At 67.8% G+C, this 12,787-nt stretch carries 10 protein-coding genes and 1 pseudogene; 7 read left to right on the forward strand and 4 right to left on the reverse strand.

What is annotated here, in order from left to right; genetic code table 11:
* The first annotated feature begins 21 nt into the window (after positions 1–21).
* From F3I62_RS13855 to F3I62_RS13880, 5 genes and pseudogenes are all read left to right on the forward strand, one after another.
* Positions 22–987 carry a peptidylprolyl isomerase gene (locus tag F3I62_RS13855; RefSeq protein WP_160490231.1) on the forward strand — a complete coding sequence of 322 codons (966 nt, stop codon included), beginning with the start codon at positions 22–24 and terminating at the stop codon, positions 985–987.
* 48 nt (positions 988–1,035) lie between these two features.
* Entirely contained in the window at positions 1,036–2,028 is a 993-nt protein-coding gene (gene moaA / locus F3I62_RS13860; protein ID WP_160490232.1) for a GTP 3',8-cyclase MoaA, read from the forward strand.
* Between the two features lie 336 nt (positions 2,029–2,364).
* On the forward strand, positions 2,365–3,702 hold the full coding sequence (gene gdhA / locus F3I62_RS13865; protein ID WP_160490233.1) for an NADP-specific glutamate dehydrogenase: 1,338 nt from the start codon (positions 2,365–2,367) through the stop codon (positions 3,700–3,702).
* 774 nt (positions 3,703–4,476) lie between these two features.
* A pseudogene (locus F3I62_RS13870) lies at positions 4,477–6,675 on the forward strand (ribonucleoside triphosphate reductase).
* Between the two features lie 83 nt (positions 6,676–6,758).
* Positions 6,759–7,493 (forward strand): anaerobic ribonucleoside-triphosphate reductase activating protein, encoded by a 735-nt coding sequence (locus F3I62_RS13880; RefSeq protein ID WP_372240136.1) that lies wholly within the window; start codon positions 6,759–6,761, stop codon positions 7,491–7,493.
* A 243-nt stretch (positions 7,494–7,736) separates the two neighbouring features.
* Here F3I62_RS13880 and F3I62_RS13885 read toward each other — a convergent pair whose 3' ends face one another.
* From F3I62_RS13885 to F3I62_RS13900, 4 genes are read right to left on the reverse strand one after another with little or no spacing between them, the layout of a single operon-like run.
* On the reverse strand, positions 7,737–9,104 hold the full coding sequence (locus tag F3I62_RS13885; RefSeq protein WP_160490235.1) for a 4Fe-4S binding protein: 1,368 nt from the start codon (positions 9,102–9,104) through the stop codon (positions 7,737–7,739).
* A complete protein-coding gene (locus tag F3I62_RS13890; RefSeq protein ID WP_160490236.1) occupies positions 9,101–9,946 on the reverse strand; it encodes an FTR1 family protein in 846 nt (281 codons plus the stop codon). The genes F3I62_RS13885 and F3I62_RS13890 overlap by 4 nt, the downstream gene beginning before the upstream one ends.
* A 24-nt stretch (positions 9,947–9,970) precedes the next feature.
* Positions 9,971–10,297, reverse strand: coding sequence for a cupredoxin domain-containing protein (locus F3I62_RS13895; RefSeq protein ID WP_160490237.1), 327 nt, complete (start codon positions 10,295–10,297; stop codon positions 9,971–9,973).
* Between the two features lie 46 nt (positions 10,298–10,343).
* On the reverse strand, positions 10,344–10,877 hold the full coding sequence (locus tag F3I62_RS13900) for an iron transporter (protein WP_160490238.1): 534 nt from the start codon (positions 10,875–10,877) through the stop codon (positions 10,344–10,346).
* A 188-nt stretch (positions 10,878–11,065) separates the two neighbouring features.
* On the opposite strand from F3I62_RS13900, the gene F3I62_RS13905 reads away from it, so the two are divergent.
* Both F3I62_RS13905 and hemN read left to right on the forward strand, forming a co-directional pair.
* Positions 11,066–11,314: a hypothetical protein gene (locus F3I62_RS13905; RefSeq protein WP_160490239.1), complete on the forward strand. Its 249-nt coding sequence runs from the start codon at positions 11,066–11,068 to the stop codon at positions 11,312–11,314.
* A 28-nt stretch (positions 11,315–11,342) separates the two neighbouring features.
* Positions 11,343–12,731 carry an oxygen-independent coproporphyrinogen III oxidase gene (hemN, locus tag F3I62_RS13910; RefSeq protein ID WP_160490240.1) on the forward strand — a complete coding sequence of 463 codons (1,389 nt, stop codon included), beginning with the start codon at positions 11,343–11,345 and terminating at the stop codon, positions 12,729–12,731.
* Positions 12,732–12,787 lie beyond the last annotated feature (56 nt).

Genomic DNA, 12,787 nt, shown 5'->3' on the forward strand with positions numbered 1-12,787 from the left:
ACGAATGTGTGGAGGTGTGAAATGGGTTGTGGATGCGGTGGTAACGGTAATGGTGGTGGCTGCGCCGGCGGCGCGGCTCAGGAACTCCCGGTGGAGGCGAGCCAGGCTGGCGTGCAGGCGTTCGAGCCGGCCGTTGCCGACGAGCCCCAAGCCGATGACGAGGAGGAGGGCGAGTCAGCCCCCGAGCTGATCGCCACCAGCGAGCAGGAGTGGCCGCGGATCAAGGTCAACGGGGTGGCCATCGAGCCCCAGGCGATTGCCCTGGAGCTGCAGTACCACCCGGCCGATACCCGCCAGGAAGCGGTGTTCCTCGCCAGCCAGGCGCTGGTGATCCGCGAGCTGCTGCAGCAGCGGATCGCGACCCTGGGCCTGCAGGTCCAGGTGCAGGCCGGGGAGAGCGAGGAGGAGGCGACCACCCGTGCGCTGATCGAGCAGGAGGTGCCGTTGCCGCACGCCGACGCGGCCGCCTGCCGGCAGTATTACGAAAACAACCGGGCGCGCTTTGCCAGTGCCCCGTTGCTGGCGGCGCGGCATATCCTGCTGGCCTGCGAGGCGGACGACGCCGAGGAGCGCAGCCGGGTGGGCGAGCAGGCGCAGGAGTTGCTGGCGCAGCTGCAGGCCGATGGCACTCGTTTTGCTGAGCTGGCGGCGGCCCATTCGGCCTGCCCGTCGAAACTGCAGGGCGGGGCGCTCGGGCAGATCAGCCAGGGGCAGACCGTGCCGGAGTTCGAGCGGCAGCTATTCCGCCTGCCGCTGGGCCTGGCCGGGCGCCCGCTGGAAAGCCGTTACGGCTTCCATCTGGTGTGGGTCGACCAGCGCATCGAGGGCGAGCAGTTGCCCTTCGAGGTGGTCGAGGGCTCCATCCGTGCCGAGCTGGACCAGCGCGTCTGGCAGGTGGCGGTGGTGCAGTACATCAAGAGCCTGATCGGTGAGGCGGACATCCAGGGCATCGTCCTGGAAGGCGCCGACTCGCCACTGCTGCAGTAATCACAGGGCCGGGCGACAGGGGTCGCCCAGGCAACCGGGGAGCGCGTGATGGATAGCATTCTGCAGGATGGCTTCGGCCGCAGTATCGATTACCTGCGCATGTCGGTGACCGATCGCTGCGATTTCCGCTGTGTCTACTGCATGGCCGAGGACATGACCTTCCTGCCGCGCCAGCAGGTGCTCGGCCTGGAGGAGCTGTACCGCCTGGCGGCGCTGTTCGTGCGCAACGGGGTGAAGAAGATCCGCCTGACCGGCGGCGAGCCGCTGGTGCGCAAGGGCATCGTCCAGCTGTGCGCGCAGATCGCCGCCTTGCCGGGGCTGCGCGAACTGGTGATGACCAGCAACGGCTCGCAGCTGGTCAAGCTGGCGCAGCCGCTGGCCGACGCCGGGGTCAAGCGCCTCAACATCAGCCTGGACAGCCTCGATCCGCAGCGCTTCCGGGCGATCACCCGCACCGGCGAGCTGGCCCAGGTGCTGGCCGGCATCGACGCGGCGAGCGCCGCCGGCTTTGCCCGGGTCAAGCTCAATACCGTGGTGATGCAGGGGCGCAATGCCGACGAGGTGCTCGACCTGGTCGACTATGCGGTGAACCGCGGTCTGGACATCAGCTTTATCGAGGAAATGCCGCTGGGCGAGGTGGGCCGCTCGCGCGGCGAAAGCTACTGCTCCAGCGACTGGGTGCGCGAGCGCATCGCCGAGCGCTACAGCCTGCTCGACAGCGCCGAGCAGAGCGGCGGGCCGGCGCGCTACGTGCGCCTCAAGGACTTCCCCGAGAGCCGCATCGGCTTCATCTCGCCGCACAGCCACAACTTTTGCAGCACCTGCAACCGCGTGCGCCTGACCGTGGAAGGGCGCCTGCTGCTGTGCCTGGGCCACGAGAACTCCATCGACCTGCGCGCCCTGCTGCGCCGCCATCCGCAAAGCGACGCGCCCTTGCTGCAGGCGATCCACGCCGGCCTGGCACGCAAGCCGCTGCGTCACGAATTCAGCGTCGGCGGCGAGGTGCAGGTGCTGCGCTTCATGAACGCCAGCGGCGGCTGAATCGAGCCAATCTCCCTTCGGCCGCCTCGCGCGGCCTTTTTTTTGTTGCGTGCAGCGGTTGGCGGGCTTGCGCGGCGCCCTAGCGTGCACGGCCATGAGGCGCAGGCTGCGCCGTGCGCACCAATTCGATGCGTTTCCCTGCGCGGAGCTGGCCGGGGCCGGAGTGAGCCATAGACGCAGGCAAAGCCCTGGATTTGCCCAGCTTTTTACATAAATGCACCAAAAAGATTCATCAAAGCGACATATTGCACTATTGCAGTGCCTTGTCGGCTGATAGAGTGCGGCGCACTTTTTAGTCGATCTGCCCAGCCGCATGGGCATTGCAGGGGTATCCACATGAGCGAGTCCGTCGACCTTTTCCTCTCCCGCCTGAAGCAGCGCGATCCCGACCAGCCCGAGTTCCACCAGGCCGTGGAAGAAGTGCTGCGCTCGCTGTGGCCGTTCCTCGAAGCCAACCCGCGCTACCTGCAGGCCGGCATCGTCGAGCGCATGGTCGAGCCGGAGCGCGCCATCCTGTTCCGCGTGTCCTGGGTCGACGATGCCGGGCGGGTGCAGGTCAACCGCGGCTACCGCGTGCAGATGAGCAGCGCCATCGGCCCGTACAAGGGCGGCCTGCGCTTCCACCCCTCGGTCAACCTCGGCGTACTCAAGTTCCTCGCCTTCGAGCAGGTGTTCAAGAACTCGCTGACCTCGCTGCCCATGGGCGGCGGCAAGGGCGGCTCGGACTTCGACCCCAAGGGCAAGAGCGACAACGAAGTGATGCGCTTCTGCCAGGCGTTCATGAGCGAGCTGTACCGCCACATCGGCGCCGACCTCGACGTGCCGGCCGGTGACATCGGCGTCGGCGGCCGCGAGATCGGCTACCTGTTCGGCCAGTACAAGCGCTTGTCCAACCAGTTCACCTCGGTGCTGACCGGCAAGGGCATCACCTACGGCGGCAGCCTGATCCGTCCGGAAGCCACCGGCTACGGCTGCGTGTACTTCGCCCAGGAAATGCTCAAGCGCATCGAGCGCGGCTTCGAAGGCCGGCGGGTGACTATCTCCGGCTCCGGCAACGTGGCCCAGTACGCCGCGCAGAAGGTCATGGAACTGGGCGGCCTGGTGGTGTCCCTGTCCGATTCCGAAGGCACCCTGCACACCCCGGACGGCCTCAGCGAAGAGCAGTGGCAGTACCTGATGGAGCTGAAGAACGTCCGCCGTGGCCGCCTCAGCGAGATGGCCGCGCAGTTCCAGCTGAACTTCCTGCCGGGCCAGCGCCCCTGGCACCTGCCGTGCGACATCGCCCTGCCGTGCGCCACGCAGAACGAGCTGGATGCCGAGGATGCGCGCAGCCTGCTGAAGAACGGCTGCTTCTGCGTGGCCGAAGGCGCCAACATGCCGTCGACTCTGGAAGCGGTCGACCTGTTCATCGAGGCCGGCATCTGCTTCGCCCCGGGCAAGGCCTCCAACGCCGGTGGCGTGGCCACCAGCGGCCTGGAGATGAGCCAGAACGCCATGCGCCTGAACTGGACGGCCGGCGAGGTGGACCAGCGCCTGCACAGCATCATGCAGAGCATCCATAACGCCTGCGTGCACTACGGCGAGGAAAACGGCCGGATCAACTACGTCAAGGGCGCCAATATCGCCGGCTTCGTCAAGGTCGCGGACGCCATGCTGGCGCAAGGCGTGGTCTAACCCGCCGCCCGCAGGCGCCACGGCGCCGCCCGCGCAGATGCCCGCCCCGCAAGGTGCGGGCATTTTTCATTGGCGATGTATCAATAGCGTGTTGAATGGGCGCATGCCATCCGTGGGCACGAGCTCTGCTTTGTAGGGTGCGCCGTGCGCACCTGATGGCCTCGGGGGCACCATGCTGAGCTGATTGCCGAGCGGGCTGATGGTTTGGGTTTCGCCCACCCGGGCGACTCACTTTGACTCGCTGTGCTCGCCCTGCGGGTCAGCCTGCGGCTGTTACTCCGCTTTGCTGCGTTGCTTTGTTTGCGCAAAGAAAAGTAAGCAAAAGAAAGCGCCCCCCGACATCCGGCCCTGCGCTTCGCTCCGGGTTCCCTCCTTCCGGTGCCGCTCCGGGGGCTGGCTTACAAGGGCCATCCATGGCCCTTTAAGCCTCTCGCCGCATCCCTGCGGCTCGTCCCCCTGCGCAACACCTCCACTCGGCCTCCTGACGGGGACTCGGGCACCGAGCTGCCTGATGGCTCGTTCTTGCCGCTACGCGGATTTGGTTCCCGCCTTTGCAAACCATGGAGCCGCCGTGGGCGAGGGGATTCGCCGCGCGATCGCCCCCTCTGTTCGCTGCCGGCGATGCCGTTTGCCGCAGGCGCGAAGCCGATCACGTTCGGCTTTTGCGCATTCTTGATCATGATCAATTCGTTAGTGCCGCCAAGCCGTAGATTGCACAGCATGTTGTGTTTGATGTGCTAAACAATAACTACATGATGTGTTTGGAGGTGGTAAGTGCTTCCGCGTAAACAACCCTATCGGCCGACCCTGCTGTACAAGCGCGACGGCAGTGAAGCGGCATTCGACAGCAGCAAGATCCAGCGCGCCATCGCCGCGGCCGGCGAGGCCAGCGGCGAGTTCCACGCCGCCGATGCCCAGGCCCTGATGGAGGCGGTGCTGGCCCGTCTGCTGGAGTTCGACAGCCTGGGCGTCGAGCAGGTGCAGGACAAGGTCGAGCTGGTGCTGATGGAGGCCGGTTACTACGCCACGGCGCGCGCCTATATCGTCTACCGCGAACGCCATGGCCGGCTGCGCCGCGACCGGCGCAGCCTGGTCGACGTGGCCGCGTCGATGAACGAATACCTGTCCCGCGAGGACTGGCGCGTGCAGGCCAACGCCAACCAGGGCTATTCCCTCGGCGGGCTGATCCTCAACGTGTCCGGCAAGGTCACCGCCAACTACTGGCTGGACGAGGTGTACAGCGCCGAGATCGGCTGGGCCCACCGCGAGGCCGACCTGCATATCCACGACCTCGACATGCTCGCCGGCTACTGCGCCGGCTGGTCGCTGCGCACCCTGCTGCACGAGGGCCTCAACGGCATCCCCGGGCGGGTCGAGGCCGGGCCGCCCAAGCACCTGTCCAGCGCCCTCGGGCAGATGGTCAACTTCCTCGGCACCCTGCAGAACGAGTGGGCCGGGGCCCAGGCCTTCAGCTCCTTCGACACCTACCTGGCGCCCTACGTGCGCAAGGACCAGCTGAGCTACGCCCAGGTGCGCCAGTCGCTGCAGGAGTTCATCTACAACCTCAACGTGCCGTCGCGCTGGGGCACCCAGACGCCCTTCACCAACCTGACCTTCGACTGGGTCTGCCCGGAAGACCTGCGCGAGCAGGTGCCGGTGATCGGCGGGGTGGAGATGCCGTTCTGCTACGGCGAGCTGCAGGCCGAGATGGAGCTGATCAACCGCGCCTACATCGAGGTGATGATGGCCGGCGACGCCAAGGGCCGGGTGTTCACCTTCCCGATCCCGACCTACAACATCACCCACGACTTCCCCTGGGACAGCGACAACGCCACGCGCCTGTTCGACATGACCGCGCGCTACGGCCTGCCGTACTTCCAGAACTTCCTCAATTCCGACATGCAGCCCAACCAGGTGCGCTCGATGTGCTGCCGCCTGCAGCTGGACGTGCGCGAGCTGCTCAAGCGCGGCAACGGCCTGTTCGGCTCGGCCGAGCAGACCGGCTCCCTCGGCGTGGTGACCATCAACTGCGCGCGCCTGGGTTATGTCCACCGCCAGGACTGGGACGGCCTGCTGCTGCGCCTGGACCAGCTGCTGCAGATGGCCTACGAGAGCCTGGAGGTCAAGCGCAAGGTGATCCAGCACCACATGGATGCCGGCCTCTACCCCTACACCCGGCGCTACCTGGGCACCCTGCGCAACCACTTCTCCACCATCGGCCTGAACGGCCTGCACGAGATGCTGCGCAACTTCACCGGCGACCGCGACGGCATGCACAGCGAGGCCGGGCGCGAACTGGCGATCCGCCTGCTCGACCACGTGCGCGCCCGCCTGGTCGAGTTCCAGGAGGAAAGCGGGCACATGTACAACCTCGAGGCCACGCCGGCCGAGGGCACCACCTACCGCTTCGCCAAGGAAGACAAGAAGCGCTTCCCCGACATCCTCCAGGCCGGCAGCTTGGATGCACCGTACTACACCAACTCCTCGCAGCTGCCGGTGGGCTTCACCAGCGATCCGTTCGAGGCGCTGGAGCTGCAGGACGAGCTGCAGTGCAAGTACACCGGCGGCACCGTGCTGCACCTGTACATGGCCGAGCGGGTGTCCTCGGCCGAGGCCTGCAAGAAGCTGGTGCGCACCGCTCTCAGTCGCTACCGCCTGCCGTACCTGACCGTTACCCCGACCTTCTCGATCTGCCCGGTGCACGGCTACCTGGCCGGCGAGCACGAGTTCTGTCCGAAGTGCGACGAGGCCCTGCTGCACAAGCAGCAGTGCTGCGGCGCCTGCGGCGGATAAAGACATTCACCCACAGCAAGGAGCAACACCATGAACCAAGCCATGCAACTGCCAGAAGCCCAACGCCAGCGCTGCGAAGTCTGGACCCGCGTGATGGGCTACCACCGCCCGGTGGCGGCCTTCAATCCGGGCAAGCAGTCCGAGCACCGCGAGCGCCAGCACTTCTGCGAACCCAAATAGGCCGCCAGCGGCGTCATCCGGCCAGGCCCGTGCGGTGATAAGCGCGGGTCTGGCTTTGTCATCTGTACCTTCAGGAGGTGGTCATGAACAGTCCTTGTCAGTCCTTCGGCAGTGGCCCGCTGGACGTACCGCTGCGCATCGGCGGGCTGCTGCCGATGACCACCCTCGACTACCCCGAACACCTGGCCTGCGTGCTGTTCTGCCAGGGCTGCGCCTGGCGCTGCCGCTACTGCCACAACCCGGAGCTGATCCGCGCCAAGGTGCCCACCCCGATCAGCTGGGACGAGGTGCTGCGCTTCCTGCGCAAGCGCCGCGGCCTGCTCGACGCGGTGGTCTTCAGCGGCGGCGAGGCGACCCTGCAGAAGGCCCTGCCCGGGGCCATGCGCAAGGTGCGCGAACTGGGCTTCAAGGTCGGCCTGCACAGTGCCGGGATCAAGCCGACCTCGTTCCGCCGCGTGCTGGCGCTGTGCGACTGGGTCGGCTTCGACGTCAAGGCGCTGGAGGAAGAGGCCGAGCTGATCACCGGGGTCACCGGCAGCGGCCAGGCCAACTGGCACAGCCTGGAGCTGCTGCTGGACAGCGGGGTGGACTACGAATGCCGCACCACCGTGCACTGGCAGCTGTTCGACTGCCAGCGCCTGCAACGCCTGGGCGAACGCCTGGCGGCGCTTGGCGTGCAGCGCTTCGTGGTGCAGCTGGCCCGCCCGCAACAGATGCTCGACCCGCAACTGGGCGCCGCGCCGATGCCGGCCGAAGCCGCCCAGCTATGGCCCTATCTGCAGCAGCTGTTTCCCCGCTTCGAGCTGCGTGAGGCCTGAGCGGAATCCTGCGACTTGCGGGCGCACCGGCAAACCCGTGCAGAGCCCTCGGTGCGCATGGCGCACCCTACGCAGAGCCAGCGCCAGCGGCTTGCGGGGTGCCGGGTTTCTCACTGCTCCCGGAGCTGCAGTCTGCATCATGCCGTAGGGTGCGCCGTGCGCACCGGTAAGTCCGTGCGGAGTCTTCGGTGCGCATGACGCACGCAGAGCCAACGGCTTGCGCCAACCGCTATCGAGCGCGTCTTACCAGCCCCAGAACTGCAGCCACCAGGTCGTGGCGATCAGCAGATTGGCCAGCAGCAGGGCGCCCAGGATCGGCAGGCGTTGTGCGGGTGTCAGGGCGCGGCAGACCTGCCAGCCGAGGTGCAGGCTCCAGAGCAGGGCGGCGGCCAGCAGCGTGGCGCGCACGCTAGGCACCCAGAGCAGGGCCAGGCCCTCGTAGCGCAGCAGCTTGACCGTGGTGGCGGAGAGGCCGAGAAACAGCCCGGCCGCGCCGGTTGGCAGCAGGCACAACGCGATCTGGCGGGCGAAGGCCGGACCTTGCCCGGCCAGCTTGGCGGCCCCGCTGAGCAACAGGTGCAGGCCGCCGCCGAGCAGCAGGCTGCTGGCGCCCAGGTACAGGCAGATGCTCAGGCCATCGAGCCAGGTGAAGGCATCGTTGAGCTGCGGATAATGGGTCAGCAGCCACCAGGGCGCGTCGGCTTCCAGCGGCCAGAGGATGTCGCGCCGCACCAGCCATTCGGCCAGGGTTTGCTTCAGGGCGATGAACCAGGGGCTGACCGTCCACTGGAAGGCGCCGATGGCCAGGCCGATCACCCCGTAGAGCAGCAGGCGCACCTCCCAGGTGGTGTCGCCGTCGGCGCCGTAGCGGACGATTTCCTCGTTGCCGGAGCGGGCGATCAGGCGCACCGCATCGCGCTGGCCGCTGCAGCGGCCGCAGGCGTGGCAGTCTGAGGCGCCGCGCATGCGGCGGATATCCAGCAGCGGCGCGCAGTTGGGCGGCGGCAGGTGCGGTGCGGCGTTGGCCTGCCAGCGCGCCTCGTCGACCTGGAAATGCACGGGGGCGAGTTTGGCCAGCAGGGCGAACACCCCGCTGACCGGGCACAGGTAGCGGCACCACACGCGCTTGCCGCGGCCGTACAGGTAGCCGACCAGCATGGCCGCCAGGGTCGAGCCGCCGAGGATCAGCAGGGCGGCCTGGGCGTAGTCGTAGACGCTGATCAGCTGGCCGTACAGGGTGGTCAGCAGGAAACCCAGGGTCGGCCAGCCGCCCCAGCGCATCCAGCGCGGGGTGCCGCGGCCCTGGCCGTGTCGGCTGGCCCATTCGCTGAGCGAGCCTTCCGGGCACAGCACGCCGCACCACAGGCGGCCGAACAGGACGATCGACAGCAGCACGAACGGCCACCACAGGCCCCAGAACACGAACTGGGCCAGCAGCGTCAGGTTGTCCAGCAGGCCCGCCGAGCCTGGCGGCAGGGGCAGCAGGGCGGGGATCACCAGCAGAGCGGCGTAGACCAGCACCACCAGCCACTGCAACCGGCGGATCAGTCCGGCGTGGCGGCGCATGGCGTGGCCCAGGCGGGTGAGCCGGCGGTTGAGCGCGGCGTTCATGCCGCGCGGCTCTGCAGAACCCTCCGCGGCGGCCGCAGCAGGCTCCAGGCGAGCAGCCAGTAGTAGCCCAGCAGGCCCACGTGCAGGGCCGAAGGCATGGCCCGGTAGCCGCTCAGGCTGGCCAGCAGCGCGCCCGGCTTCCTGCCGTCGTCGAGCAGCGCCGAGCTGTCCCACATCGGCTCGCTGAGCAGGGCGTAGATGTGTTCGGGCAGGTCCAGGGCCATCCACTGGCCGCTGGCGCGGTCCACCGCGCTCATCAGCAGGGCGCCGCCGAGCAGCAACAGCAGCACTTCGCTGACCAGGAAGAACTGGCGCCAGGCGATGAAGCGGCTGCCGGCCTGCAGCAGGGCGAAGCACAGCAGGCCGAGCAGCAGGCCCAGGCCCGCGCCCAGCGCCAGGCTGGCGGGGTTGGCCGAGGCGCTGACGCCGTAGAGGAAGATCACCGTCTCGCTGCCTTCGCGCGCCACCGCCAGGGCCACCAGCAGCGCCAGGCTGGCCAGGCGGCCGTGCTGCAGGGCGCTGTCGGCCTGTTGTTCGAGCTGCTGGCGCAGTTGCCCGCCGTTGCGGGCCATCCAGTGCACCATCTGCAGGATCAGCACGCAGGCGAGCAGACTGAGGCCGGCCTGGAACCATTCCCCACCCGGGCCGCTCATCCAGTTGCCGGCCAGGGCCATCAGCGCGGCCAGCAGCCCGGCCAGCAGCAGGCCGGCGCCGACCCCGGCCCACAGGTGCAGCAGGGCACGCTGCTGGCCGGGCTGGCGGCGCAGCCAGGCATACAGGATGCCGATCACCAGCAGGGCCTCGACGCTCTCGCGCCAGACGATCAACAGGGCTTGTTCCATTGCGGGTACCTCGAAGAATGCGGGTCAGCGAGCCTCGATCACGCCTTGCGGCAGCTCGGGGTGGAACTCGTCGAAGAACAGGTAGCGCCCGGGCTTGAGCGGATGGATCACGACGAAGGAGCTGACGCCGGGGCTGAGTACCTTCTCCACGCGCAGCGGCGTGCTTTCGAACTCGATGGGCCCCTGGCCGACGTTGTGCACGACGATCTTGAAGCGTTGCCCGGCGGCCACCTGCAGGCTGGCCGGGGTGAAGTGACCGTCACGGATGCTCAGCTCGTAGCTCGGCAGCGGGGCGGCCAGCAGGCCGCCGGGCAGGGCGGCGAGCAGCAGGCAGAGGGCTGGATGATGCATGGGGCGCTCTCCGGGGAGGGCGGCGCGCGCGGGCGCGCCGCGGGGGTCAGTAGCCGCCTTTCTTGCCGATGCCGGCGTAGGTGAAGCTGTAGTGCAGCTCGCAGGTGGCGAACCAGGGCGCCACGCCGGTCTCCTTGTCGCTATGCCGGCCGAAGTGCTGGCCATGGCCGCCGGGGGCCGCTACCCAGTAGGTCAGCTGGTACTGGCCGGGCCCCATCAGCTTGAGGTTGTCGCCGTAGTGCGGGCCGTCGTTGGCCACCATGGCGTGGAAGTTACCCTCCAGCACCTGGGCGCTGCCGACCTTGCTCAGGCGGTAGTTGACGTTCAGGTAGGGCACGAAGCTGCCTTCCTGGAAGCCGTGGGCGTTGTGCTCCAGGGCGCTGATATCGGCCTCCATGTGCACGTCGGAATCCACTGCCGGGCGCATCATGCCCGGTGGGTCCATCTCGATCGGTTGCAGGTACACGGCACCCACTTCCATGCCGGCGCACTGCTGCGGTTCGCCGATCGGGTATTCCTTGGCCTGGCTGGTGGTGGCGGCGATCAGGCCGGTCAGGGCGAGCAAGAGGCGGGGGTTCATCCGGGCGTTTCCTTTGGCTGTAGTCGATGGCGCCAGCATAGGAAGGCGGGATGTAATCAATAATGATTCTCGTCAATTTTTCCCCGGATAAGGCCGGCGCCGAAGAGGTACCCATCCAGAGGTATGGCCTTGGCGGCCCGGATCCCCGACCCTTGTCAGACTGAAGTGCCGCACAAGGAGTTTCGGCCATGCAGGATCGACAGCGGGTCACCGCCACCACGCTGGCGCTGATTCACCAGAATCAGGTCGCCCTGGGGGAGGCCATCCAGCTGATCTCCGCCTGGTTTCAGCGCCATGGCGTGAGCGAGGTCACCGGCAGCCTGCAGGCGCACCTGGAGCTGCTGGTGAACAATTCCCTGCTGATCAACAGTCGCTTGGCCGGCCTGCTGGAACCGGCCGCTGCCGCGGATCGGCAGCCGGCGAACGACCCGGGTTGAGCAGCATCCCCTGTTCAGGTGAGTGAGCATGATTGAGCCGGTGAGTTTCAACCGCGCCCTGGTCGAGAAGTACGACCGCCCCGGGCCGCGCTATACCTCCTACCCCACGGCGCCGCAGTTCCACCAAGCCTTCGCCATGGACGACTACCGCGCCGCGGCCAGGCGGAGCAACCAGGCCGCCGCGCCCAAGCCGCTGTCCGTGTACATCCACATCCCGTTCTGCAAGAGCCTCTGCTACTACTGCGCCTGCAACAAGATCATCACCCAGAAGAGCCACCGGGCGGTCGAGTACCTGGCCTACCTCAAGCGGGAAATCGCCCTGCAGGCCGCGCTGTTCGACGGCACGCGCAAGCTGACCCAGCTGCACCTCGGCGGCGGCACGCCGACCTATCTGACCGGCGAGCAGCTGGAGGAGCTGATGGCCGCCCTGCACGCGGCCTTCGCCATGGATGACAGCGACGCCCACGAGTTCTCCATCGAGGTCGACCCGCGTACCATCAGCCCGCCGCAGATCCAGCACCTGCGCGACCTCGGCTTCAATCGCCTGAGCTTCGGCGTGCAGGACTTCGACGCGGCGGTACAGGCCGCGGTGAACCGCCTGCAGAGCGAGGAGCAGACCCGCGAGCTGGTCGCCGCGGCCCGCCGTGCCGCGTTCAAGTCGGTCAGCGTCGACCTGATCTACGGCCTGCCGCTGCAGACCCGGGCCAGCTTCGCGGTCACCCTGGACAAGATCATCGACCTGCGCCCGGACCGCATCGCCGCCTACAGCTATGCCCACCTGCCCGAGCTGGTCCGCGCGCAGCGCCTGATCCGCCGCGAGGACATGCCGCCGCCGGAACGCAAGCTGGAGCTGCTGGAACTGACCATCGAGCGCCTGACGGCGGCGGGCTATGTCTACATCGGCATGGACCACTTCGCCCTGCCGGACGACGAGCTGAGCCTGGCGCGGGCGCGGGGCACCCTGCAGCGCAACTTCCAGGGCTATTCCACCCACGCCGACTGCGACCTGATCGGCCTGGGCGTGTCGTCGATCGGCAAGGTCGGCGACAGCTACAGCCAGAACGTCAAGGAGCTCTCGCAGTACTACGCCCGTCTCGACGAGGGCCTGCTGCCGGTGCAGCGCGGCTATCGGCTGAGCGCCGACGACTGCCTGCGCCGCGAGGTGATCAGCGACCTGATGTGCCACGGCCGGGTCGACTTCGCCCGCATCGAAAGCCGCCATGGCATCCGCTTTCGCGAGTACTTCGCCGCGGCCCTGGATTCCCTCGCCGGGCCGGTCGCCGACGGCCTGCTGCACATCCATGAGCGGGAACTGGTGCTGCTGCCACCGGGCCACCTGCTGATGCGCAGCATCGCCATGGCCTTCGATGCCTACCTGGGCGAGGCGCAGCAGGGGCGCTTTTCCCGCACCGTCTAGGCGCCTGTTCCTGTGCGCACCAGCAGCCCGCACGGGCCTGTGGTGCGCATGGCGCA

It is taken from the genome of Pseudomonas sp. R-28-1W-6 (assembly GCF_009799925.1).
Lineage (GTDB): Bacteria > Pseudomonadota > Gammaproteobacteria > Pseudomonadales > Pseudomonadaceae > Aquipseudomonas.

Bases quoted from the DNA above. Each gene is read 5' to 3' on its own strand.
- F3I62_RS13855 (WP_160490231.1), top strand. From the start codon at position 22: ATGGGTTGTGGATGCGGTGGTAACGGTAATGGTGGTGGCTGCGCCGGC.
- moaA (WP_160490232.1), top strand. From the start codon at position 1,036: ATGGATAGCATTCTGCAGGATGGCTTCGGCCGCAGTATCGATTACCTG.
- gdhA (WP_160490233.1), top strand. From the start codon at position 2,365: ATGAGCGAGTCCGTCGACCTTTTCCTCTCCCGCCTGAAGCAGCGCGAT.
- F3I62_RS13880 (WP_372240136.1), top strand. From the start codon at position 6,759: ATGAACAGTCCTTGTCAGTCCTTCGGCAGTGGCCCGCTGGACGTACCG.
- F3I62_RS13885 (WP_160490235.1), bottom strand. From the start codon at position 9,104: ATGAACGCCGCGCTCAACCGCCGGCTCACCCGCCTGGGCCACGCCATG.
- F3I62_RS13890 (WP_160490236.1), bottom strand. From the start codon at position 9,946: ATGGAACAAGCCCTGTTGATCGTCTGGCGCGAGAGCGTCGAGGCCCTG.
- F3I62_RS13895 (WP_160490237.1), bottom strand. From the start codon at position 10,297: ATGCATCATCCAGCCCTCTGCCTGCTGCTCGCCGCCCTGCCCGGCGGC.
- F3I62_RS13900 (WP_160490238.1), bottom strand. From the start codon at position 10,877: ATGAACCCCCGCCTCTTGCTCGCCCTGACCGGCCTGATCGCCGCCACC.
- F3I62_RS13905 (WP_160490239.1), top strand. From the start codon at position 11,066: ATGCAGGATCGACAGCGGGTCACCGCCACCACGCTGGCGCTGATTCAC.
- hemN (WP_160490240.1), top strand. From the start codon at position 11,343: ATGATTGAGCCGGTGAGTTTCAACCGCGCCCTGGTCGAGAAGTACGAC.